General features: G+C 73.2%; 20 protein-coding genes. 8 read left to right on the plus strand and 12 right to left on the minus strand.

Features of this window, described 5'->3' with window-relative positions; translation table 11 throughout:
* Positions 1 to 32: 32 nt before the first annotated feature.
* Positions 33 to 1,898 carry a DNA primase gene (gene dnaG, locus BLS99_RS05105; RefSeq protein WP_091044523.1) on the minus strand — a complete coding sequence of 622 codons (1,866 nt, stop codon included), beginning with the start codon at positions 1,896 to 1,898 and terminating at the stop codon, positions 33 to 35.
* A gap of 245 nt (positions 1,899 to 2,143) precedes the next feature.
* On the opposite strand from dnaG, the gene BLS99_RS05110 reads away from it, so the two are divergent.
* Together BLS99_RS05110 and dusB are read left to right on the plus strand one after the other, a co-directional pair.
* A complete protein-coding gene (locus BLS99_RS05110; RefSeq protein ID WP_143034693.1) occupies positions 2,144 to 4,852 on the plus strand; it encodes a hypothetical protein in 2,709 nt (902 codons plus the stop codon).
* Positions 4,853 to 4,936: 84 nt separating this feature from the next.
* Entirely contained in the window at positions 4,937 to 6,100 is a 1,164-nt protein-coding gene (gene dusB / locus BLS99_RS05115; RefSeq protein ID WP_091044529.1) for a tRNA dihydrouridine synthase DusB, read from the plus strand.
* Between the two features lie 71 nt (positions 6,101 to 6,171).
* Here the strand turns inward: dusB and BLS99_RS05120 are convergent, their stop codons facing one another.
* The gene (locus BLS99_RS05120) at positions 6,172 to 6,423 is read right to left on the minus strand and encodes a type B 50S ribosomal protein L31 (RefSeq protein ID WP_091044532.1); all 252 of its coding nucleotides are present in this window, start codon (positions 6,421 to 6,423) and stop codon (positions 6,172 to 6,174) included.
* Positions 6,420 to 7,691 (minus strand): CobW family GTP-binding protein, encoded by a 1,272-nt coding sequence (locus tag BLS99_RS05125; protein ID WP_091044535.1) that lies wholly within the window; start codon positions 7,689 to 7,691, stop codon positions 6,420 to 6,422. The genes BLS99_RS05120 and BLS99_RS05125 overlap by 4 nt, the downstream gene beginning before the upstream one ends.
* A gap of 62 nt (positions 7,692 to 7,753) precedes the next feature.
* Here BLS99_RS05125 and rpmB point away from each other — a divergent pair, with 62 nt between their 5' ends.
* From rpmB to BLS99_RS05145, 4 genes are all read left to right on the plus strand, one after another.
* Positions 7,754 to 7,990, plus strand: a complete 237-nt coding sequence (gene rpmB / locus BLS99_RS05130) for a 50S ribosomal protein L28 (RefSeq protein WP_091044539.1) — start codon at positions 7,754 to 7,756, stop codon at positions 7,988 to 7,990.
* 1 nt (position 7,991) lies between these two features.
* Positions 7,992 to 8,162: a 50S ribosomal protein L33 gene (gene rpmG, locus BLS99_RS05135; RefSeq protein WP_091044543.1), complete on the plus strand. Its 171-nt coding sequence runs from the start codon at positions 7,992 to 7,994 to the stop codon at positions 8,160 to 8,162.
* Positions 8,163 to 8,203: 41 nt separating this feature from the next.
* Positions 8,204 to 8,509: a 30S ribosomal protein S14 gene (gene rpsN, locus BLS99_RS05140; RefSeq protein WP_091044546.1), complete on the plus strand. Its 306-nt coding sequence runs from the start codon at positions 8,204 to 8,206 to the stop codon at positions 8,507 to 8,509.
* Positions 8,510 to 8,705: 196 nt separating this feature from the next.
* Positions 8,706 to 8,894, plus strand: coding sequence for a hypothetical protein (locus tag BLS99_RS05145; protein WP_091044549.1), 189 nt, complete (start codon positions 8,706 to 8,708; stop codon positions 8,892 to 8,894).
* Between the two features lie 57 nt (positions 8,895 to 8,951).
* Here the strand turns inward: BLS99_RS05145 and BLS99_RS05150 are convergent, their stop codons facing one another.
* On the minus strand, positions 8,952 to 10,106 hold the full coding sequence (locus BLS99_RS05150) for a hypothetical protein (RefSeq protein ID WP_091044552.1): 1,155 nt from the start codon (positions 10,104 to 10,106) through the stop codon (positions 8,952 to 8,954).
* A 120-nt stretch (positions 10,107 to 10,226) separates the two neighbouring features.
* Between BLS99_RS05150 and BLS99_RS05155 the strand changes: the two genes are divergently transcribed.
* On the plus strand, positions 10,227 to 11,126 hold the full coding sequence (locus BLS99_RS05155) for a hypothetical protein (protein WP_091044556.1): 900 nt from the start codon (positions 10,227 to 10,229) through the stop codon (positions 11,124 to 11,126).
* Here the strand turns inward: BLS99_RS05155 and BLS99_RS05160 are convergent.
* The 3 genes from BLS99_RS05160 to BLS99_RS05170 all read right to left on the minus strand — a co-directional run bounded on the left by BLS99_RS05160 (position 11,123) and on the right by BLS99_RS05170 (position 17,487).
* Positions 11,123 to 12,499: a glycine--tRNA ligase gene (locus tag BLS99_RS05160; RefSeq protein ID WP_091044559.1), complete on the minus strand. Its 1,377-nt coding sequence runs from the start codon at positions 12,497 to 12,499 to the stop codon at positions 11,123 to 11,125. The genes BLS99_RS05155 and BLS99_RS05160 overlap by 4 nt on opposite strands.
* Positions 12,500 to 12,707: 208 nt before the next feature.
* Positions 12,708 to 15,605 (minus strand): tetratricopeptide repeat protein, encoded by a 2,898-nt coding sequence (locus BLS99_RS05165; protein WP_091044563.1) that lies wholly within the window; start codon positions 15,603 to 15,605, stop codon positions 12,708 to 12,710.
* Between the two features lie 40 nt (positions 15,606 to 15,645).
* A complete protein-coding gene (locus BLS99_RS05170) occupies positions 15,646 to 17,487 on the minus strand; it encodes an HSP90 family protein (protein ID WP_218126258.1) in 1,842 nt (613 codons plus the stop codon).
* Positions 17,488 to 17,608: 121 nt separating this feature from the next.
* Between BLS99_RS05170 and BLS99_RS26515 the strand changes: the two genes are divergently transcribed.
* On the plus strand, positions 17,609 to 18,943 hold the full coding sequence (locus BLS99_RS26515; RefSeq protein ID WP_218126260.1) for a hypothetical protein: 1,335 nt from the start codon (positions 17,609 to 17,611) through the stop codon (positions 18,941 to 18,943).
* Positions 18,944 to 18,961: 18 nt separating this feature from the next.
* On the opposite strand, the gene BLS99_RS05175 is transcribed toward BLS99_RS26515, so the two are convergent.
* The 5 genes from BLS99_RS05175 to BLS99_RS05195 are packed head-to-tail and all read right to left on the minus strand — an operon-like array spanning position 18,962 to position 21,995.
* Positions 18,962 to 19,987: a hypothetical protein gene (locus tag BLS99_RS05175; RefSeq protein ID WP_091044569.1), complete on the minus strand. Its 1,026-nt coding sequence runs from the start codon at positions 19,985 to 19,987 to the stop codon at positions 18,962 to 18,964.
* Positions 19,984 to 20,355, minus strand: a complete 372-nt coding sequence (locus BLS99_RS05180) for an antibiotic biosynthesis monooxygenase (RefSeq protein ID WP_176953199.1) — start codon at positions 20,353 to 20,355, stop codon at positions 19,984 to 19,986. The genes BLS99_RS05175 and BLS99_RS05180 overlap by 4 nt, the downstream gene beginning before the upstream one ends.
* 10 nt (positions 20,356 to 20,365) lie before the next feature.
* Entirely contained in the window at positions 20,366 to 20,749 is a 384-nt protein-coding gene (locus BLS99_RS05185; protein WP_091044956.1) for a Fur family transcriptional regulator, read from the minus strand.
* Between the two features lie 26 nt (positions 20,750 to 20,775).
* Positions 20,776 to 21,087 (minus strand): ArsR/SmtB family transcription factor, encoded by a 312-nt coding sequence (locus tag BLS99_RS05190; RefSeq protein WP_218126262.1) that lies wholly within the window; start codon positions 21,085 to 21,087, stop codon positions 20,776 to 20,778.
* A gap of 53 nt (positions 21,088 to 21,140) precedes the next feature.
* The gene (locus tag BLS99_RS05195; protein WP_091044957.1) at positions 21,141 to 21,995 is read right to left on the minus strand and encodes a metal ABC transporter permease; all 855 of its coding nucleotides are present in this window, start codon (positions 21,993 to 21,995) and stop codon (positions 21,141 to 21,143) included.
* Between the last annotated feature and the right edge of the window lie 18 nt (positions 21,996 to 22,013).

Genomic DNA, 22,013 nt, shown 5'->3' on the forward strand with positions numbered 1-22,013 from the left:
GGTGGACTGCCCGGCCGTGCTAATAGACCGTGCTATTCCACCGCGTTGGCGGCCTGGTCGCGGAGGGACCGCACGTGCTGCTCCAGGCCCATGAGCTGGCCGAAGAGCGTCATGTACTGGTCCTTGTCGGTGCTGGGGTTGATGCGCTGGAGCCGGCGCTTGAGGTCGGCGACCTCGGCTTCGACGACGGGCCGCTGGATGCGGGCGAGGATGGTGCGCACGTAGAGCGCGTCGGGTTCGCCCGCGAGGCGCAGCTCCTCGACGGCGAGTTCGCTGACGAGGGCGCCCGCGGCGATCTCGGTGCAGGCGCTCTGGACCGCGGCGACCCAGTTCGGGCCCGCGGCGGCGTGGGCCGCGCCCCCGGCCGCGGCGACCGCTTCGCGGACGGCGCGGTAGTTCGGGTCGGTGAACGGCGCGGCGTCGACCGCGTCGAAGTACGGACCCGCGACCTGCGGCTGCTGGAGCGCCACCTTGAGGACCTCGCGCTGGGCGCGGAGCTGCATCGAGTCGGCGCGGGTCTCGCGCCGCGGCTGCACCGGGGCCTCGGCGGGGGCCTGACCGGCGGCGGCGCCCTGGACGGCGCGGCGCAGCTCGGCCTTCTCCTTGCCGAGCCGGCCCGCGTAGACCCCGATGTACTCGTCGACGAGGCCGCGGTCCTTGACGCGCGCGAGCAGCGGCGCGATGGCGCGGGTGGCGTGCAGGCGGCCCTCGGCGGTGTCGAGGTCGTGCTTGGCGATCGCGCGCTCGATCGCGAACTGCACCAGCGGCGTGTGCCGCTCGATGAGTTCGCGCACGGCCGCGTCGCCGGCGCTCTGACGCAGCTCGCACGGGTCCTGGCCGCCGGGGGTGACGGCGATGTACGTCTGGGAGACGAACCGCTGCTCCTCGTCGAACGCCTTGAGGGCGGCCCGCTGGCCCGCCTCGTCGCCGTCGAACGTGAAGATGATCCGCCCGTCGGCGGACTCGGAGTCGAACAGGAACCGCCGCAGCACCCGGATGTGCTCGGCCCCGAACGCGGTGCCGCAGGTGGCGACCGCCATCGGCACGCCCGCGAGGTGGCAGGCCATGACGTCGGTGTACCCCTCGACGATGACCACCCGGCCGGTCTTCGCGATCTCCTTGCGCGCCAGGTCGATCCCGTACAGGACCTGCGACTTCTTGTACAGCGGGGTCTCGGGGGTGTTCAGGTACTTGGGGCCCTGGTCGTCGTCGAAGAGCTTGCGCGCGCCGAAGCCGATCACCGCGCCGGACGAGTCGCGGATCGGCCACACCAGGCGGCGGCGGAACCGGTCGATGAGGCTCCCCGAGCGCGAGGGCTTCGCGAGCCCGGCCTGGGTCAGCTCCTCGGCGGTGAAGCCCTTGGCGCGCAGGTGCTTCGCGGCCGCGTCCCACGCGTCGGGGGCGTAGCCGCAGCCGAACGTCGCGGCCGCGTCGCGGTCGAAGCCGCGGTCGGCGAGGAACCGGCGGGCCGTCATCGCCTCCGGGGACAGGAGCTTGCCGGTGTAGAACTCGGCCGCCGCGGTGTGGGCGTCGAGGAGCCGCTGCTTGAGGCCGGGCTGCCCGGAGGGGCCGCGCTGGGGGCGGCCGTCCACGTCCTCGTAGGTGAGCTTGAGCCCGGCCTTCCCGGCCAGGCGCTCGACCGCCTCCACGAACGTGAGGCCGTCGAGCTCGGTGAGGAACGTGATGGCGTCGCCGCCGACGCCGCAGCCGAAGCAGTGGTAGACGCCGCGGGCGGGGGTGACGTTGAAGCTCGGGGAGCGCTCGTCGTGGAAGGGGCACAGGCCCTTGAGGTTGCCGCCGCCCGCGTTGCGCAGCGTGACGCGCTCGCCGATGACCTCGGCGATGTCCACCCGCTCGCGCACGAGCTGGATGTCGGCGTCCCGGATTCGCCCCGCCACTGTTCACCTCTTTCTGCTGCCACCATTCTGCCCGGTGGGTCCGACAGCCCGGAGGCGGACGCGGCAGGTTGTGAGGCGCCCCGGCGACACGCCCGCGTCGAAGGTCACGTCCCCTCTGGCCGTCACGGGATCCCTTGGCGCCGAAGAAGTCCGAGGTGGCGGGCCCGCTGTACCATGAACCTCTCCAACATCTTTCCCGACCACGCCTCACGGTTGCGCGGTCCGATCAGCTAGAGTCGCCTATCATGCCGGACCCATCGCCCGAGCAGCCGCCCTCCTGGCCTCCCACCAGCGAACCCGCGGCCACACCCACGAATCCGCCCCGCATCACCGCGCGCGGGGTGGGTCATCTGCCTTCCGCAGCGCCGGAAGACGAGGCGTCGTCCGATCCCCGTCCGCCCGCGGGCCCGAACCTGTTCGGTCAGCCCGCGACCGCCGACGACCTCGACCCCGAGGCCAGGCGGAACGAGTGGGCGACCGACCTCGGGGGCGCCGAGCCGCCGCGCGCCGGCGAGGCCCGCGGCACCCTCTTCGAGACCCCGGCGCCGCCGGACGCCCCGCAGCCGCAAGGCGAGTGGGGCGAGTCCGCCGACTGGCCGCCGCGCTCGAGCCAGGACTGGATGACCCAGCAGGGCCAGACCGGCTGGGGCCTCGCCGGCGGCGGTGCCGCCTGGCCGGGCGCCGCCGTCCCGGGCCAGCCCGGGCCCTCCGGGCCGCCGGACCAGACCTCCCGCCCTGACCAAGCGCCCCGCCCCGACGCGAGCGCCGACCCGTACGCCGCCCCCGCGCCCGGGCCGGGCTTCGCCGGACCCGAGCCGCAGGGCGAGGGCTTCGAGTTCCCCGAGCTGCGCGCCGACCCGTACGAGGCCGACGTCTACGGCCAGAACCAGTTCCGCGGCGACGCCGCGGGCCAGGACCCCTACCAGGCCGACCGCCGCGCCGCCGAGGCCCAGGCCGCACGCGACCAGTACCAGGCCGGCCAGCAGCAGTACCAGGCCGACCCGTTCCCGGCCGCCGCCCAGGGCTCCTTCCCCGAGCAGCAGCAGGCGGCCCCCGAGCGCCCGCAGCACGCGTTCGCCGAGCCGCCCCCGGCGTTCGCCGAACCGGCCCCGGCCGCGTTCCCCGAGCAGCAGCCCCCGGGCGGCCACCAGCAGCAGGGCTTCCCCGAGGCGCCCGCCAGCGCCTACCCGGCCGAGCGGTTCCCCGCCGACGCCGCACCGTCTTATGGGGACAGGCCGGGTGAGGCGGTCGTCACCGAGACCGTCCCCGCCCAGCGCCGCAGCGAGGAGACGGCCGCGCCCGAACCGGCCCCGGAGGCCCCGCCGACCCGCGTCGCGCCGCCGACCCACGTCGGCGTCCGCTACGCGATCTACGGCATCGGCGGCCTCATCACGCTGGGCCTCATCATCGGCATCGTCCTCATGCTGGGCGCGGCCCCGCCGAGCGAGCCGAACCAGCCCGCCGACGACGACGGCGACGCCTCCAGCAGCGAGAGCCCCGGGGCCGACGAGGCCCTGAGCGCCGAGCGCTACACCGAACTCGCGGCCGCCGCCGGCACCGCCGACTGGTTCGCGTGGCGCTACGGCGACGCCTCGGGCGGCTCCGACGCCGAGGAGCTGGCCCCGACCGGCGGCGACGCCCTCGCGACCGCGCCGCTGCTGGGCGACGCCGACCGCAGCGTCCAGGGCCAGCTCGGCTACCTGACCGACGACGCGGCCCTGAGCGGGGTCGACCACGTGACCGCCGTGGAGACCACCGACGACCTCATCGGCCTCGCGCCCCGCGCGGGCGGCCGCTTCTCCGAGGACGGCACGCCCGAACTCGAACTCGTCGAGGGATCGACCTCCGAGTGCATCGCGGGCCTGGGCGTCGAGCTCGGCCGCCCGGTGGCGCTCGCGCGGCCCGAGCAGAGCGCCGAGGTCAGCGCGCACTCGGTGATCGCGTTCTCCTCCGGGGTGATCGCGACCGCGGGCATCAGCGGCGCCCAGGGCGGCACCTGCCTGCTCCTGCCGGACGGCCAGGTGCCGACGGACGTGGCGCTCACCGACGGGAACGAGCTCGCGCTCGTCACCACCTGGAACCCGGCCTCGCAGACCGGCTCGCTCGTGGTGATCGCCATGGGCGACAAGAGCGGGTCGTACTCCTCGAGCTGGTCCGAGTCGTATCCGGGCCTGCCGAACCCGGGGCACTTCGCGTCGGCGTCGATCGTCGGCACCGTGGCCCTGCCGTTCACCGCGCCGACCTCGGTCGACGCGTGGTCGGACGCGACGGGCTCGCTCGCGCTGGAGCGCGGCACGGTCGAGGACGGCGAGCACCGGGACACGGTCGCGGGCTCGGCGTACGCGGTGGTCGGCGACCTGAGCGCGAGCCAGGCGACGGTGGTGGACCTGACGTCCACGCTCCAGGGCCTGGCGGCGCAGTACTACGACGGCGCGGCGCTCGCGTTCGACGCGGTCGCCGGCGAGGCGATCGGGTTCGACGGCGGGGTGGCCGACGTGGCCGCCTCCGAGGCCGGACCGGCGGTCGCCACGAGCGTCGGCACCGTGCACGAGCTGGACCGGGAGCTGGCGGAGACCGCGGCGACCGAGGTCGGTGCGAACGTGACGTGCCTGGTGGTGGGGGCCCAGAGCGGGCAGTTCATCGCCACGAGCCGCGGCGCGGGGACGATCAGCTGGGTCGCGGGCGGCGAGGTCGCCAAGGAGCTCGCGGACTCGCGGCTGACCGACCCGCTGTGCGCGTCGGAGACGCCCTCGCTGGGTGTGAAGGGCTACGCGGGGAGCGCCGCGGTGGTCCTGGTCTCGGACTTCGAGGGCCAGAAGCTGCACGCGTACCTCGACGGCCAGGCGACGATCCCCGGCGGCGCGGCCGTCGGCGGCGAGGGCTTCAGCTACGCGGGGGCCTACGACGTGGCGGGCAAGCCCTGGGCGGCCTCGGTGACCGTGGACCTCGAATAGGACTCGCGTCGACGGGGGTGACCGCGGCCGCGGTCACCCCCGTCGCGCTTTGCCGGTCCGGGCGGGCGCTGGGATAATCGACCGGTGACGAATCAGCTCTCGCTCGCGGGCCGGCCCGTGTCCCCGCCCGTGGTCCTCGCACCGATGGCCGGGATCACGAACCTGCCGTTCCGCAAGCTCTGCCGCGAGCAGGGCGCGGGGATCTACGTGTGCGAGATGATCACGACCGTGGCGCTCACCGAGCGCAACCCGAAGACCATGCGGCTCATCGAGTTCGATCCCGAAGAGGAGACCCGCAGCCTCCAGCTCTACGGGGTCGACCCCGAGGGCGTGCGCAAGGCCGTGCGGATGGTCGTCGAGGAGGACCTGGCCGACCACGTCGACCTCAACTTCGGCTGCCCGGTGCCGAAGGTCACCCGCCGCGGCGGGGGTTCGGCGCTGCCGTGGAAGCGGCGGCTGTTCCGCGAGATCGTGACCGCGGCGGTCGACACCGCCGCCGAGCGAGGCATCCCGGTCACGGTGAAGATGCGCAAGGGCATCGACGACGACCACCTCACGTACCTGGAGGCCGGCGAGATCGCCCAGGACGCGGGGGTCGCGTGGGTCGCCCTCCACGGGCGCACCGCGGCCGAGCGCTACTCCGGGACCGCCGACTGGGAGGCGATCGCGAGGCTCAAGGAGCGCCTGGACGTGCCGGTGCTCGGCAACGGCGACGTCTGGGAAGCGGACGACGCGCTCCGGATGGCCGCTGAGACGGCCTGCGACGGCGTCGTGGTGGGCCGGGGCTGCCTGGGTCGCCCCTGGCTCTTCGGGGACCTGGAGGCGGCCTTCAGCGGGCGGGAAGCGCGCCTCATGCCGTCACTCGGGGAGGTCGCGAAGGTCATGCTGCGCCACGCGCAACTCCTCGTGGAGTGGATCGCGGGCGCCGAGTCGTACGAGGCGCGCCGGAACATCGACGCGGAGGAGCACGGCTGCCGCGAGTTCCGCAAGCACGTGGCCTGGTACCTCAAGGGGTTCCCGGTCGGCGGCGAGCTGCGCCGCTCGCTCGCGATGGTCTCGACCTTGAACGAGCTGGAGGACCTGCTCGGGAGGCTCGACGCGGCCGCGCCGTTCCCGGAGTCGACCATCGGGAAGCCGCGCGGGCGCACCAACTCCCCCGGCAAGGTCTCGCTGCCGGACGGCTGGCTGGACGACCGCGACGACCGCACGGTCCCGGTCGGGGCCGAGATCGACTCCTCCGGCGGCTGAGCCGGACTCCTTCTGACACGACAGGAGGGGCCTCCCGGTGCCGGGGAGGCCCCTCCTGCGGTCGTGCGCGCCTACTTGCCCTTCTGGCCGTAGCGCTTGTAGAACTTGGCGACGCGGCCCTCGTCGTCGAGGACGCGGTTCTTGCCGGTCCAGAACGGGTGCGAGGCCGAGGAGATCTGGACGTCGATCACCGGGTAGGTCCGGCCGTCCTCCCACTCCACGGTCTCGGCCGACGTGGCCGTGGACCGCGTGAGGAAGGCGAAGTCGGCGCCGCGGTCGCGGAAGACCACGTGCTCGTAGTTCGGGTGGATGCTCTGTTTCATTGCTGAATCCCTTCCTTGCCGTCGAAACAACCGTCGAACGGGTCGTCGTATTCCCGCCAGCGCCGCTCGCCCTCGGCGGCCTCCGCGTCGGTGAGGAGGCAGGCGTCGAGGAGCGCGGTGAGCTCGTCGGCCGCGAAGTGCAGGCCGACGAACGCGAGCTGGGTCTCCCGGTCGCCGTAGTCGGCGTCCCAGTGCAGGTCGGCGGTGACGCGGCGCTCGGGGCTCGAGTGCTCCCACTCCTCGTCGGGGGTGGCCGCGAGCCAGCGTCCGAGGTCGCCCATGGCGACGCCGCCGCCGCTGGACTCCCAGGCGACGATCGCGTCCGGTTGCGACGCGAGCCACAGGTGGCCGCGGCCGCGGAGGGTCTTCCCGGCGATGGCGGGGAGGGCCTGGTGGAAGCGCGCGGGGTGGAAGGGCCGGCGGGCGCGGTAGACGGCGGCGACCACACCGCAGTCGGGTTCGGGCTCGTGGCTGCCGACGGCGTAGCCCTCCAGGCCGCGACCGTAGGGCTCGGGGGCGTCGGGGTCGAAGCGGCCGCTGCGGCGCAGGCGGGCGGAGAGCCAGGCGGGTTCGTCGAGGTCGACGACGAGGTGGCGGGCCCAGGGGTTGAGGCGCTGGAGGAGGACGGCGAGGCGGGTGTGCTCGTAGGTGTCGAAGCCGCTGCCGGGACCGGTGCCCAGTGCCCAGAGGAGGACGGTGTCGGCGTACTCGATCTGGCGGGCGGCGGTGTCGGCGACTGAACGGGCGTCGTCGTCGGCGGCGTGGAGGCCGCGGTCGGCGAGGTCCTGGTCGGAGTCGAGGGTGTCGAGGAGGCTCGCGGGGTCGCAGACGGCGACGACGGAGTCGATGCGGACGGCGTCGGTGACGGGCGCGCCGTCGACGTGGGTCCAGGAGCAGGCGGTGGCGACGGTCTCGGGCTCCATGTTGGGCGGGAGGACGAGGGCGATGTCGCCGCCGGGCCGGGTGCGGGCGAGGCGCACGAGGGCGGGGAGGAGGTCTTCGCGGACGGTGCAGGAGAGGCAGCCGTGTTCGAGGGCGGTGCGCTCGTCCTCGATGACGCCGGTGCCGTCGCGGACGGTGCGGCGGACGGTGCCCTCGCCCGCGAGGGCGGCGAGGTCGTAGCCGACGACGAGGAGGGCGGGGTCGGCGCGGGTGAGCAGGTCGGCGGCGGCGTTCACCGCCTCGGGGGCGAAGCCGGTCAGGAGCGTCAGGGCCGGGCGCAGGTCGGCCTGCTGCGCTGCGGTGCCGGACTGGGCGAGGTGGGACATGGGACCTCCGCTTCAATTGAAAACGATTGTCATTATAGTTGAAGGATCGAAGGGAGGGCGACGTGCCCAGAACATGCGACGTGACCGGGGCGGGCCCCGGGTTCGGCAACAACGTGCCGTGGTCGAAGCACAGGACCCGCCGGCGCTGGAACGTGAACCTCCAGTCCAAGCGGTACTACCTGGCCAGCGAGGGCCGCTATGTGCGGCTCCGGCTGTCGACCAAGGGGATCAAGATCGTCGACCGCGACGGCGTCGAAGCCGTCGTGGCACGCGTCAGAGCACGGGGAAGGAAGATCTGAGATGGCGTCGAAGAGCACCGACGTGCGGCCCGTCGTGAAACTGCGGTCCACCGCGGGGACGGGGTACACGTACGTGACGCGCAAGAACCGCAGGAGCGACCCGGACCGGATGGTGCTGCGCAAGTACGACCCGGTCGCCCGGAAGCACGTCGAGTTCAGAGAGGACCGCTAGTGACGACCCTGGACCGGCGGCAGAGCAGGGAGGCCCGCTAGATGGCCAAGAAATCGGCGGTCGCCCGGCAGCGGCGGCGCGAAGTCCTGGTGGCGCGGTACCGGGAGCGGCGCGCGGAGCTGAAGCGGCTCGTTGCGCACCCCGGGACGGCGCCGGAGGCCCGCGCCGAGGCGGTGCGGGCGCTCCAGCGGCTGCCGCGGGACTCCGCGGCGGTGCGGCTGCGCAACCGCGATGCAGTGGACGGGCGCCCGCGGGGCGTCTTCCGGAAATTCGAACTGTCGCGTGTCCGACTCAGGGCGATGGCGCACCGCGGCGAATTGCCCGGAGTGCGGAAATCGTCCTGGTAGGAGCCTCAGCCGAACGGATGAGGCCACGGCTGTGACCTGCACCCCCGGCGGCCCATTGGCATGAAACCGTTACATGCCCGTCGCCGGGGGACGCTAATCTGGGCGTTGCGAGTGCGCTGTGAAACTGCTCTCAAGCCCGGAACCAGGTGAGCCGTCGCCGCGTTGACTCGGAAGAGACGAAGGAGCGAGAACAGCAATGGTCCAGCAAGTGGAGACCGCCCCGATCGAGGCGTCCGACATCCTGACCGCCGAGGTCCAGGCCGACGTGCCCGCGAGCCCCGCGTCCCTCTGGGCGTCGGAGAGCCGCGGCCACTACATCACGCACACCGATCGCGCCTCGGCCCCCGCGTGGGTCGACTGCGACTGCGTCATCCACAGCGACTGAGCCCGCGCGGCCCCGGGCCGCGCCCCGCTCCACCGGCACGTCCCGCGCGGACGCCGCCTACTCCACCTCCACGAGCGAATTGCAGCGCTCGATGGTCGTGCCGTCGGCGCGCGTGATCGCCGCGCCGCCCGCGAAGTCGAGGTCCGCGAAGAGGCCGTCGGCCCAGATCGGGCAGCTCACCACCGTCTCGCGCGACTCGCCGCCCTCGGTGACGACCGCCGCGATGCGCGCCTCGCCGGGCTCGGTGGTCACGAGCACGAAGCCCTGGAGCAGCTCGTACCCCCACCACTGCGCGTCGACCTTCGGGTAGGACGCGATCTCCCAGGCCGCCCCCGGCGCGGGCGCCACCGTGCGGGTCTCGTCGGCCGGGAACCCGAGCGGGCAGCCGGCCGTGTCCGGGGCCGCGACGCACGCGTCCAGGTACGCCACCAGCGCGGTGTCGATGAGCGCCTCGCCCTCGGCCGAGACCGTGGGCCAGGGGATCGGCAGCCACTCGTCGGACCGGTCCTCCCCCAGGAGCACGAACCGGTTCCCCAGGGCCAGCACGGCGCCCTCGGTCTCCAGCTCCATCGTGGACGGCAGGTCGGGGTAGAACTCGTACACGCCCGGCAGCAGCATGAGGTTGGTGATCCCCATGGCCTCGTCCACTTTCGCGGTGACGCCGTTGACGTCGAGGTGGTCGAACGCCGGGTACGCCTCGCTGGTGGCGAGCGCGTTCTCGATGACGGCCGCGCCGTCCTCGATGCCCACGAGGTACCGGAACCCGATGCGCGTGCCGTCGAACGCCTCGATCTCGGCGTACACCTGGGTGGTGACGCGGCCCGGGCGCGGGCTCTTCGTGTAGGAGACCTGGCCGACCTCGACGACCCTCCAGCGGGTGTCGAGGGCCTCGGGGACGAGGAAGTCGCCGGTGGCGTGCGGCTGGTCGGTGAACGCCAGCGCGGCGGCGATGTCGCCGCGCCGGGCGGCCTCCAGGAACCCGGTGACGACCTCCTCGGCGTTGAGCTCGGCGGCCGGCAGCCACTTGGCGACGGTGACGACCCCGGCGGCGAGGGCGAGGACGACCGCGGCGAAGGCCATGGCGGCGTTGGGGAAGCGCATGCGCCGCGGCGCGGGGGCCGGCGGTGCCGGGGCCGCCTCGGGCGACTCGACGGCGCCGAGGTCGATGTCGTGCTCGTCGGCCCAGCGGTCGGGTGACGCCGCTCCGGACACGTTGGCCCCCTTGTGACCCCGCCGCAGCCCGCGTGGCGTTCGCCGAACCCCGGAGCGCGGGCGGGGCGAAGCGCCGCTACCGTGGTGAGCAAAGTGTAGCGTTCTCACTCGGGACCTCTTATGCCCTCGAACAGGTGGATCGGCGTCCAGGCCGGGAAGGCCCGGCGGCTGGCGGCCCGCGCCGCGCACCGCCTGGAGCCCTTGCCCCGCCTGCCGTTCGCCGTCGCGCTCGCGGCGGCGGCCGTGGTCCTGGCCGTGTCGGTCGAATGGCAGCCGCGCCCCTACGACGACATCGCCGAGGTCTCCGAACTGCCGACCGCGGCCCAGGACTGGTTCGACTTCACCAGCGGCCCGCAGGTCGAGTTCCAGATCACCGAGTACGGGTTCAGCACCGTCGTGGACGAACTGGGCTTCGAGCGGGTGATCCTGGGCGCGGTGGTCCGCAACCCGTTCGACACCGCGATCATCAGCCCCGGCTCGATCGACATCGTGGCGATGCGCGACGGCGCCCCCGCGACCGCGCTGGAGAGCTTCTACCCCAATCCGATCCCGGCGGACACCTCGGTGACCGTGGGGCACGTCCTGTCCTCCACGCAGCTCGACCTCGACCCCGCCGACCTGCGCCTGGAGACCCGGGAACCGTCGTTCCTCTCCCCCGACCCGGCGGAGCTGGGCCCCGACGAGCTCGACTACGGCGTGGTGGACCCGCTCCCGGAGATCACGGTCCTGTCGGTCGAGCCGCTGCTGAGCCCCGAGGGGTACCGGCTGCACTACCGGGTCGTCAGCGACGCCACGCGGGAGATCCGGCTCGCGGTGCTGTTCCGCGACGCCGCGGGGGCGCTCATCGGGGGGCTGCCGGCCGCGGAGGACCCGTTCTCGTTCGAGCTGGGCTCGGCGGGCTGGCGCACGGTCATGGAGGGCGAGACGGTGCAGGAGCTCGACCTGCACGCGTCCTGGATACCCGAAGGGGCCGACCTCGGTCGCACCGAGATCGGCCCCCGTTCGCTGGGCGGCGGCTAGAGCCGTTCGAGGAGGTACCGCTCGACCTGGTCGAGGGCGACGCGCTCCTGCTTCATCGAGTCGCGGTCGCGGATGGTCACGGCCTGGTCCTCGAGGGTGTCGAAGTCGACGGTGATGCAGTAGGGCGTGCCGATCTCGTCGGCGCGGCGGTAGCGGCGGCCGATGGCGCCGGCGTCGTCGAAGTCGACGTTCCAGTGGCGGCGCAGGCGCGCGGCCAGGTCCTTCGCCTTCGGCGACAGGTCCTCGTTGCGGCTCAGCGGCAGGACCGCGGCCTTCACGGGGGCCAGGCGCGGGTCGAAGCGCAGCACGGTGCGCTTGTCGACGCCGCCCTTGGTGTTCGGGGCCTCGTCGACGTCGTACGCCTCCAGCAGGAACGCGAGCACCGAGCGGGTCAGGCCCGCCGCGGGCTCGATGACGTACGGCGTCCACCGCTCGCCCTTGGCCTGGTCGAAGTAGGACAGGTCGGCGCCCGAGTGCTTCGAGTGGGTCGACAGGTCGAAGTCGGTGCGGTTGGCGATGCCCTCCAGCTCGCCGAACTCGGAGCCGGCGAAGTTGAAGCGGTACTCGATGTCGACGGTGCGCTTCGAGTAGTGGGAGAGCTTGTCCTTCGGGTGCTCGTAGCGGCGCAGGTTCGACTCGCTCAGGCCCAGCTCGACGTACCAGTTCCACCGCTCGGTGAGCCAGTACTCGTGCCAGTCCTCGTCGGTGCCCGGCTCGACGAAGAACTCCATCTCCATCTGCTCGAACTCGCGGGTGCGGAAGATGAAGTTGCCGGGCGTGATCTCGTTGCGGAAGCTCTTGCCGGTCTGGGCGATGCCGAACGGCGGCTTCCTGCGCGAGGCGGTCATCACGTTCGTGAAGTTCACGAAGATGCCCTGGGCGGTCTCGGGGCGCAGGTAGTGCGTGTTCTCCGAGTCCTCGACGGCGCCGAGGAAGGTCTTCATCATGCCGTTGAACATGCGCGGCTCGGTGAAGGAGCCGCGGGCGCCGCAGTGCGGGCACGCGAGGTCGGCCAGGCCGTTCTCGGGCTCGGCGCCGTCGTGCTTCTCCTGGTACGCCTCGACGAGGTGGTCGGCGCGGAAGCGCTTGTGGCACGACTGGCACTCGGTGAGCGGGTCGGTGAACTCCTCCAGGTGGCCGCTGGCGACCCACACCTGGGGGTTGAGGACCACGGCGGAGTCGAGGCCGACGACGTCGTCGCGCTCGCGGACCATCGCGTTCCACCACTCGCGGCGGATGTTCTCCTTCAGCTCCACACCGAGCGGGCCGTAGTCCCAAGCTGAGCGGGTGCCTCCGTAGATCTCCGAACTGGGGAAGACGAAGCCGCGGCGTTTGGACAGGCTGATGAGCGCTTCGGTGCGGTCCTGGGACACGATGATTCCTCTCGATCCGGCTGGCGGTCGGTGAGACTGCGGATGATTCCTCTGTTGAGATCCTCTGAGCAGATCACTCAGACGGCGGCAGTTCAACCCGGTTTCGACCTGGTGGTGAACGTTCGGGCGCACCGAGTGTGCGCCGCTGCCGCCGGTGGGCAAGCGTACCTCGCGGTAGCGGGCCCGCTGTGCGCGCCCCGCTGGCGAGTCAGGCCCCCGCGGCCCCCTGCCGGAGGTCGGCCAGGTGCTGCTCGAAGCCCTCCCGGGCCTCGGCGTGCTCGGGGGCCGCGAGCCAGCCCAGGGCCTCCTCCCCCGCCTCGATCGCGCCCGCGGTGTCGCCCAGCTCCGCGAGCAGCCACATCGACTGGTGCGCGACCAGGCTCGCGCGTTCGAGCAGGAGCGGGCCGTCGCGGAACACCGCCAGCGCGCGCCGCTGGAGGTCGAGGACCGGTTCGGCCTCGTCCCGGCGCAGGCCCGGCTCGCCCGCCTGGGACTCCAGGAACTGGAACGTCAGCTGCGCGTGCTGCCGGTAGGTCTCGCCGAGTTCGAACCGGGCCGACTCGCGCGAGGACTCCGGGAGGGACGCGTCGGTGCGCTCGGCGATGAGGCCGGCCGCGATGTGCGCCATCGCCTGGAGGCCCTCGCCGAACGCCGTGTCGCCGGACATGGTGCGCAGCAGCCACACCCGGGCCCGGCTCACCCGCGCCCACGACGTCAGGTCCCCGACCTCCTCGGCGGCCTCGGCGGCGCGCGTGTACACCTCCAGGGCGTGCTCGTGCTCGCCGAGCTTCTCCAGCAGCTCCCCGGTGAGGAACAGCGTGTCGGCGTACAGCGGGGCGTGGCCCAGTTCGCGGCGGGTCTCCATGAGCGCCAGCGCGGCCAGGCCGTGCTCGACGCCCCGGCGGGTGTCCTCCTGCTTGTCGTACGCCTCCGCGAGGTTGAAGCGGATGTTGCACACCCGCCACAGCTCCGCGTCCGGCAGGTCCTCCAGGGCCTCCTCCAGGATCGGGATGGCCTCGGCGCGGCGCTCCATCTCCACCAGGGCCGCGCCCATGAGGTGGCGGGCCACGGCGCCGGGGACGGTCATGCCGACGGCGTCGCAGTGCACCGAGGCGGCCAGCGCGTGCTCGTAGGTGCCGGAGTGGTCGCCTTCGCGCATGCGGAACTCGGCGGCCTGGAGGTGGAGCTTCGCGGCGATGGTGCGGCTCGGCTCGTCGCCGAGGGCGGTCAGGCCCTCCCGGGTGATCGCGTACGCGGCGGTGAAGTCACCGGTGAGGCCGACCTGGTCGGCGAGGTCGGCGCAGGCGCGGGCCACGGCCCACCCGGCGTCGGCGGCGCGGGCGACCTCCAGTTCGGTGGTGAGCAGCCAGGTCTTGGCGTCGGCGTCGCCGGTGAGGCGGGCGCGCAGGTCGAGGAGGTCGCAGCGGCGGATGAGCGCGTAGCGGCGGCCCGGGAGCTCGGCGAGCTCGGCTTCGAGGGCTTCGGCGCGGGCGTCCAGGCCCGGGACGGGCTCGCCCGCGGCGGCGAGGTACTCGGCGCGCATCGCGAGGACCTGGCTGGTGTGCAGGCTCCGGTCGTCGATGCGGCCCTCGGCGCCCAGGCGCTGCGCGGTGGCGGTGATCTGGGCGGCCCCGGCGGGCACGTCCCGGGGAGCGCTCTCGGCCCGGTGGATGAGCAGGAACGCCTCGGCGACGAGCGCGCGGCCGGGCTGCCCGGCCGTGCCGAACAGGGCGACGGCGCGGCGCAGGCCGTCCTCGATCTCGGCGGGGTCGTCGGCGCGGGCGGACTCGGCGTGGGCGATCTCGGCGCGGTGCTCGGCGATGAGCTCGATGCCGAGGGCGTCAGCGATCGCCCCGACGGTGAGCCACGCTTTCCACGTGTCCGGCGAGCACGCGTCGTAGGCGGCGTACGCGGCGTCGATCGCGGCGTCGAGGTCGGCGCCCTCCACGGGCGCGTCCGCCGGGAGGGCCACGCCCGGCTCGGGCTTGCGGGGCTCCTTGAGCCCCAAGTGGACCGGCTGGTCGTAGGGGGTGGACTCGACGACGCACGCGGACATGCGCGAGTGGTGGTCGTTGCCGTTGCGGGCGTCGAAGCGCGCGCACACCGCGGCCCGCTCGGCCTCGGCCCACTCGTGCAGCTCCCCCGCCGTCCACTCCCGCCCGCCCGGGCCCGGGACGGCCGCGTCGGCGAAGCCGAGGGCCGTCAGCCGCCGGCAGGTGAGGACCGCGACCTCCAGGAGCCGCTGGCGCTCGCGCACCCCCAGGTCGAGGTCGAAGAAGCGGGCGTGGTCGGCCAGGATCTCCACGGCCCGGTGCTCGTTGCCGGTGAGCGCGCAGAACTCGACGTGCAGCGCGATCATGGGGACCATGTCCTCCTTGCCGCGGCACATCTGGTAGCCGCGCAGGTGGTTCGCGCGGGCCTCCGCCGAGCGGCCCAGCTCCACCAGCGGCAGCAGCGAGAGCGCGAGCCCGTAGTGCGGCTCGTGCGCGCACGAGTGTTCCCCGGCGAGGACCGGCTCCAGCATCTCCATCGCGGCGTCCGCGGAGTCCTCCTCCGCGTAGAACACGATCGTCGCGAGCGTCGTGTACTGGCAGGCGGTGCAGTCGGACATGTCGTCCTCCTCCGCCTCCCCGAGGGCCTCGATCGCGCGGGCGACCCGGTCGTAGTCGCCCGTGTGGTACGCCAGCTGCATCTCGTAGGCGGCCGGCGCGTGCATCGAGTACCCGGCCTCGGCGTAGCGGCGGCGCATCTCCTGGAGCCAGTGCTCGATCGACTCCAGGGGCACGTCGGGCTGCTCGATCATCGAGTCGACGATCCACTTGAACGTCCAGTACAGCGACCGGGTCAGGTAGGCGTCGAAGTGCTCGGGGCGGGTGTCGAAGGCGCGCAGCAGCCGCGCGAAGGGCACCAGCAGGCGCGTGGAGTCGCGCGAGAACTCGTAGGCGTCGACGAGCCCGTTGAGCGCGTAGTTGACCAGCTCGGGGTCGCCGACCGCGTCGGCGGCCTCGACCGCCCGCTCCAGGGCCGCGACCTTCGCCTCCCCGGCCTCTTCGAAGCGCGCCTCGTTGAGCAGTCGCCAGATCGCGTCGGGGTCGGGAGTGGCCATCGCGGGTCCTCGGTCTTTCTCGGGCGGGGTCGAGGGACTGCTAGTCCTGGGGTCGCTCATCCTTTGTAACGCGTTCGAGCAGGTTCATGAAAGAGCGGTTCAGCAGTGCGGTGTCAGCGCTGCGCAGCGGCCGGTGGCTCATGAGCAGGGCCTGGCCGTACAGCGACTCGACGGCGGTGCCGGCCAGCTCGGGGTCGGCGATGGCGCCGATGCGGCGCACGGTCGGGTTGCGGTGGTTGAGGACGAGCTGGGCGCGGGGCGCGTGCTGCTTGATGGAGGCGAGGATGCCGCCCCACAGGTCGTCGGCCTGCGCTTCGGCCTCGGCGCGCTGGCGCTCGCGGCGTGCCTCGCGGTCGTCGAGGAGGAGCGCGGGCACCGAGACGGGGTTGAACTCGCGCACGACCACGTCGACGTCGACCGCGTCGAGCCGGGCGCGGGCCGCGGCCAGGAACGACTGGAGGGCGAGCTCGGCGCGGGTGTCGAGCGGATCGAGGCTCGCGGAGATGACGCCGGGCTGGAGCTGCTCGACCTTCACCTGCGGGTCCAGGCGCGGCAGGGCCTGGACGAGCTCGGCGTCGTAGGTGTAGCCGCCGTTGACGACGCCGATGCCCTGGGCGGCGGCGATCTGGGCGACCTGCCGGTACTCGTCCACCGTGCCGGCCAGGTAGACCGGCTGGTAGGCGCGGGCGAACTCGGGGAGGCTGGTGCGCCCGGCGGTGGTCTCGAAGCGCAGCCACGGGAGCATCGCGGCCAGCAGCTCCTCGTCGTGGCGGGCGAGGGCCTTCACGCCGAGCTCGTGGACGGCGAGGAACGCCTCCAGGCGGGCCGGGTCCTCGGCGGCGAGGCGGGAGATCCACTCGCGGATCTGCGCGCCGACCGCGTCGCGGGCGACCGCCAGGGCCTCGTCGTCGTACAGGGACTCGCGGGACGCGGTGGGGCGCAGGGAGTCCGTGTCGACCACGCAGCGGACGAAGAACGCCCACTCCGGGACCAGGTTGTCGGCGGTGTCGGTGAGCAGCATGCGCTTGAGGTGCACGCGGTGCGCCGGGCGGGCCGACGGCGAGGTGGCGTGCGGGAGGACGAACGCGACCCCCGTCAGGCCCGAGAGCGGCACGTCGAGGTCGATGACGTCGAGGGGCGCGAACCCCAGGACCTCCTCGCAGTAGCGGTTCAGGGCGAGGCGGCGCGCGGTCGGGTTGGGGTACTCGCGTTCCCACAGCGGCGGCGTGTCGGTGATGCGGACCGGCGCCCCGCCCTCGGGCTCGACCGTGATCGCCACGGGCAGCAGGGAGCCGTACTCGCGGGCGAGCCGCACGACCCGGTCGGGCTCCAGCCAGTCCTCGCCGGGGCGGGCCACGAGCTCGACGGTGGTGCCCGGCTCGGGGTGCTCGGCGTGCGGGACCTCGGTGACGGTGTACGAGCCGTCGTCCTTCGCGGCCCAGCGGACCGCGGGCGCGGCGGCGTCCCGCGCCGAACGGGAGGTCACGGTGATGACCGAGGCCACCGTGAAGCACGCGAGGAGGCCGATGCCGAACTGCCCCAGGAAGTCCCGGCGCGCGCCCTCGATCTCCTCGTCCCGCTTGGACGAGCCGCCGATGGTCGCCAGCAGCTTGTGGACCTCCGCGATCGTCAGCCCCACACCGGGATCGGTGATCCGCAGGCGGCGGCCGTCGGTGGTGATGCGCACGGCGGCGCTATCGGTGTCGAAAGCGGCGTCGAACTCCGGATCGAGCTGGCGCCGCGCGGTGATCGCGTCCACGGCGTTCTGCAGCAGCTCGCGCACGTACACCTTCGGCGAGGAGTACAGGTGGTGCGACAGGAGGTCCACCAGGCCGCGCAGGTCCACTTGGAACGTATGGGAAGTGGGCGTTGTCTCAGACACGGCGCGTCCTGCTCTGATCGGAGGTCGTTCAGCGTCAGTCAGACTAGCAAACCGCCGCTTCCCCGGAACGCGTGAAAACCCCGCTCCGAGCGGACCTCCGGCCCGGGCGACGTCCGGTAAGGTGGCCGCTACCGAACTCCCGAACCGCGAGGACCCCGCCCCGATGAGCTTCCCGCCCCCGCCGCCCGACCGGGCGCACCTCCAGTACCCGCCCGCCCCGCCCCAGCAGGCGCCCGCGGGCCCCGGAGGCGCGTACGGGCCGGTGCCGCAGCGGCCGGACCAGATGCTCCCCGGGCAGCTCCCGCCGCCCGAGGCGACGATGCGGAAACCGGGCTCGATCACCGGGATCCAGGCGATCCTGTGGATCTTCACCGCGCTCGCGGGGCTCGGCGACGTCGGCGCGGCGATCGGACTCGTCCAGTACTTCACCCCGATCGGGCTCATCGGACTCGCATGGGCCCTGTACTCGACGGTGCAGGCGCTCGCCAGCGGCGTCCACATCACCCGCGGGAAGCGGTGGGCGTGGATCTGGTCGCTGGTCTCCGCGATCATCGGCCTCGCCCTCAGCACCGCCGCGATCGCCTTCGGCATCGTCTACATCGAGACCGGCTGGGTCTCGCTCCTCGTCGGGATCGTCCTCGGCGGCCTCTACGGGACCCTCCTGGGGCTGCTGTGCTCCAAGTCGGCCCGGCAGTGGATCCTCATGCACCGCATCCAGAGAGGCGAGGTGCAGCTGCCGGGCGCGGCCGGCCCCGGCGGGTTCGCGCAGGGCCCGGCCCCCGAACGGCCCGACGTGCGGCCCGGATCGGCGGGGTTCACCGTGCTCGCCACCGGGGTGCTCATGGCGCTCAGCGCGTGGGCCGCGGCCGGCTCGGTCCAGTCGATGCTCGCGCTCGGGCGCGGCGACTACGCGGCGGCGATCGACTTCGTCGGCCTCGCGTTCGGTTCGGGGGCGCTGCTTTTGACGGCCGTCGCGGCCGCCGTGATCCTGGTGTGCGGGCTGTTCACCGCGATCGGCGTGCACCGCGGCCGGTTCGGCGCGCGGGTCTTCACGATCGTGTGGACCTCGATACTGGTGCCCGTGTGGGGGTTCCTAGCCTTCATGCAGCTCGTGCAGTACCTCCGGTACCGGGAGTTCCCGCTCCCGGGCCAACCCACGGTGTACCCGATGCTGCTCACCGGACGGAACCTCGCGATCGCGGTGCTGCTGGTCGTCCTGTTCGTCATGGTGCTCACGCCCGGCGTGCGGGCCTGGACGCCCGGCAGCGGTGGCGGGGCGCTCATCGTGGTCGTGCCGCAGACGTACGGGACGCAGGGGCAGTACGGGTCGCAGCCGCAGGCGCCGTACGGGGCGCCGCAGCAGGGCCAGACGCAGCAAGGGCAGTTCCCGCAGCAGGGCCAGTACCCGCCGGGGCCACCGCAGCAGTACCCGCCGCAGCCGCCCTACGGCGGCTGAGGACCGCGCGGCCGACCGCTACGTGACGTCGTACCAGCCGCACACGCTCGTGCCGAGCGAGTCCGCGGTCTGGTCGAGCTGGATCACCAGGGCGATCTCGGAGCCGTTCCCGAGGCGCACCCGCACGTCGACGTCGTCGAACGCCAGCGGCTGGACCTCGGCGCTGGACGGCTCCCAGGACTCCCACTCGGGGATGTAGTCCGCGGCGGGGCGGTCGCGCAGGTCGTCGCAGAGCATCGCGTAGGCGCCGTCCCAGTCCTCGTCGGCGAGTTCGGCGACGAAGCCCGCGGCGGTGTCGTGCACCTCGTCAGCGATCGAGTTGGTCATCGTGGCGACGGCGAGGATGATCGCGACGACCACGGAGACGACGACGGCCGCGCCGCCGCCGATGCCGAGGACGAGCTTGAGCGCGAGCCTGCCGCCGTTCCGCTCGGTCGGCGGGGCCGCGAACGGGACCGGCACACCGGTCGGGGGCGGCGGCGCGGAGGAGACGACCGGGGGCTCGACGGCGGCCGTGGTGGGGGGCAGCGCGAGCGTGTCGGCGGTGCCGAGGTCGGCGGCAGGGTCGGCGGCGGGATCGGTCCCGGTCGCGGGAATGTAGCCGGGGGTCTGGCCGTGGTCCGCGGTCTGGTCGAAGTCCTGGGCGAGCGCGACCGGCGCGGCGCCGTCGGTGCGCTCGGGCACGGACGGCTCGGGCTCGAACGGGATCGGCGCGGCGCCGGACTCGGGAGCGATCTGCGCGGGCGCGACCGGCTCGGGCACGGCCTCGACGCTGGTGTGCGGCTCCGCCTCGATCGGCTCGGGCGCCTGCCTTGAGGGCGCCTCGGGTTCAGGGGCGGTCGTGAGGTCCGGGATCGGCTCGATCGGAGGGTCGATGCGCTCGACCGGCTCGGGGGCGGGTTCGGCGCGGCCGTGCTCGGGCTGCGGCACGGCGTCGGCCGCCACGTCGTCGGCAGCCTGCGTCCCGGCGTCCTGGCCTTCCGCGGGGGCCGGTTCAGGCTGCGGCGCGTCCGCCTCGGGTCGCGCGGGGTCGCGGTCGGTCATCGTGCGGCCTCCCTGCGGGCGGACTCGGGGTCGGCCTCGCGGTCGGAGTCGGTGCGCCGCGGCCGCCCGCCGGGCGCGCATTCGGCGAGGACCTCGAAGCCCGAGGCTTCGGGGAGCGCCCGCGACAGCAGCGGCGTGGCCATCTTGACCTGGAAGTTCGAGAGGGAGCGCCGGTAGGAGCCGACGTCGTCCCACTCCGACCAGAGCATCCAGACGGCGTCGTCGGCATCGAAGTCGTCGAGGGCGCGGCCCAGCCCGCCGCGGACGTAGCCGCCGCAGGAGGCGAGCGCGGCCAAGGCGTCCTCGGCGTCGCGCGAGAAGCTCTCCGTCTCGCCTTCGGTTACGGCGAAACGATATACAACCAGCACGCTGCTCAGCCTACTTGGAGCACTCGGCGCACAGGCCGTGGAGTTCGAGCGTGTGTCCGACGTCGGTGAACCCGTGCTCGGCCGCGACCTTGTTGGCCCAGCGCTCCACGGTCGGCCCGGCCACCTCCGCGGTCTTGCCGCACGAGCGGCAGACCAGGTGGTGGTGGTGCTCCTCGGCGGCGCAGAGCCGGTACAGGTGGTCCCCGCCGGGCAGGCGCATGACGTCGACGATGTCGGCCTCGGCGAACGCCTGGAGCGTGCGGTAGACCGTGGTCAGGCCGATCTTGGACCCGGCGTCCCGCAGGATCGCGTGGAGGTCCTGGGCGCTGCGGAACGCGTCGTCGTGCTCGAGCAGTTCGAGGATCGCGGTCCGCTGCTTGGTGGACCGGGCCATGTTCTCGGCCGGGGGCTTCGTGGCCACTAGTGCTCCTCCCGGGCGTGGTTGACGGCGTCGGTGACGATGTGCGCGATGTGGTCGTCGATGAGCGAGTACGAGATCTCCCGGCCCGACCTGGTGCCGCGGACGATGCCCGCGCCCCGCAGCACCCGCAGGTGCTGGGAGACCAGCGGCTGCGTGACCCCGAGCGTCTCGACGATCTGGTGCACGTACTTGGGCCCCGCCGCCAGCTCCATCACGATCGCGATGCGCAGCGGCGCGGCGAGCGCGCGCAGCAGCTCGCCGGCCGACTCGTAGTCGGCGGGCGCTTCGGTCGGTTCGGCTTCGGTGCGCACCCCGCAAAAATATCGCGTCGCGCCCTCCGGTGAGGTCCCAGGTGTCCGCGCGGTCATGCTTTCGCGGGCAGCTCGACCTCGAGCGGCTCGCCCTCGGGCGGCAGGTGGCCGCGCCGGGTCCGGCGCACGCGCCTGGTCAGCGCGGCGATGAAGGCGGTGGCGACGAACGCGGCGACACCGATGAGCACGATCGTGGCGCCGGGCGGGACGTCCTGCGCGGCGGAGGTGAGGACGCCCGCGCCGGAGATGAGGAGGCCCGCGCCCATGGAGGCGAACATGGTGGCCTTGAACGAGCGCGTGAACTGCTGCACGGTGACCACCGGGATCACCAGGAGGGCGCTCACGAGGAGGATGCCGACCGCGCGCATCGACACCGAGACGGTGACGGCGGTGGTGACGAGCAGGAGCAGGTTGAGGGCGGCGACGGGGAGCCCAGAGACGCGCGCGTACTGCTCGTCGGCGCAGATCGCGGTGAGCCAGGGCCGCAGCACGAGCATGAGGGCGGCCACGACCGCGCCGCCGACCACGATCGTCCACACCTCGGACCAGCCCGCGGTCAGGAGCGACCCGAACAGGTACTGCTGGAGGTTCGCGATGCCCTTGTCGGAGGCGATGCCGGTGAGGTACACGCCGCCGGCGAGGCCGCCGTAGAAGAGCATGGCGAGCGCGACGTCGCCGGAGGTCTTGGACTTGGCGCGCAGCAGCTCCATGACGACGGCCGCGGCGACGGTGACCGCGAGGGTCGTCCACACGGGCGCGGCGCCGGTGAGGAAGCCGACGGCGACGCCGGTGAGCGCGACGTGGCCGAGGCCGTCGCCGATGAGCGCGAGGCGCTTCTGGACGAGGAACACGCCGACGGTGGGCGCGCACAGGCCGACGACCAGCGCGCTGAGGAGGGCGCGCTGCATGAACTCGTACTGGAAGTA

Origin of the sequence: Glycomyces sambucus (genome assembly GCF_900102815.1) — a bacterium.
Lineage (GTDB): Bacteria > Actinomycetota > Actinomycetes > Mycobacteriales > Micromonosporaceae > Glycomyces > Glycomyces sambucus.

What these genes read in the sequence shown, in the direction of transcription:
- BLS99_RS05165 (WP_091044563.1), bottom strand. Translation starts at nt 15,605, where the DNA reads ATGGCCACTCCCGACCCCGACGCGATCTGGCGACTGCTCAACGAGGCG.
- BLS99_RS05110 (WP_143034693.1), top strand. Translation starts at nt 2,144, where the DNA reads ATGCCGGACCCATCGCCCGAGCAGCCGCCCTCCTGGCCTCCCACCAGC.
- BLS99_RS05185 (WP_091044956.1), bottom strand. Translation starts at nt 20,749, where the DNA reads ATGGCCCGGTCCACCAAGCAGCGGACCGCGATCCTCGAACTGCTCGAG.
- BLS99_RS05195 (WP_091044957.1), bottom strand. Translation starts at nt 21,995, where the DNA reads ATGCAGCGCGCCCTCCTCAGCGCGCTGGTCGTCGGCCTGTGCGCGCCC.
- BLS99_RS05175 (WP_091044569.1), bottom strand. Translation starts at nt 19,987, where the DNA reads ATGACCGACCGCGACCCCGCGCGACCCGAGGCGGACGCGCCGCAGCCT.
- BLS99_RS05120 (WP_091044532.1), bottom strand. Translation starts at nt 6,423, where the DNA reads ATGAAACAGAGCATCCACCCGAACTACGAGCACGTGGTCTTCCGCGAC.
- rpmG (WP_091044543.1), top strand. Translation starts at nt 7,992, where the DNA reads ATGGCGTCGAAGAGCACCGACGTGCGGCCCGTCGTGAAACTGCGGTCC.
- BLS99_RS05125 (WP_091044535.1), bottom strand. Translation starts at nt 7,691, where the DNA reads ATGTCCCACCTCGCCCAGTCCGGCACCGCAGCGCAGCAGGCCGACCTG.
- BLS99_RS05155 (WP_091044556.1), top strand. Translation starts at nt 10,227, where the DNA reads ATGCCCTCGAACAGGTGGATCGGCGTCCAGGCCGGGAAGGCCCGGCGG.
- BLS99_RS05145 (WP_091044549.1), top strand. Translation starts at nt 8,706, where the DNA reads ATGGTCCAGCAAGTGGAGACCGCCCCGATCGAGGCGTCCGACATCCTG.
- rpsN (WP_091044546.1), top strand. Translation starts at nt 8,204, where the DNA reads ATGGCCAAGAAATCGGCGGTCGCCCGGCAGCGGCGGCGCGAAGTCCTG.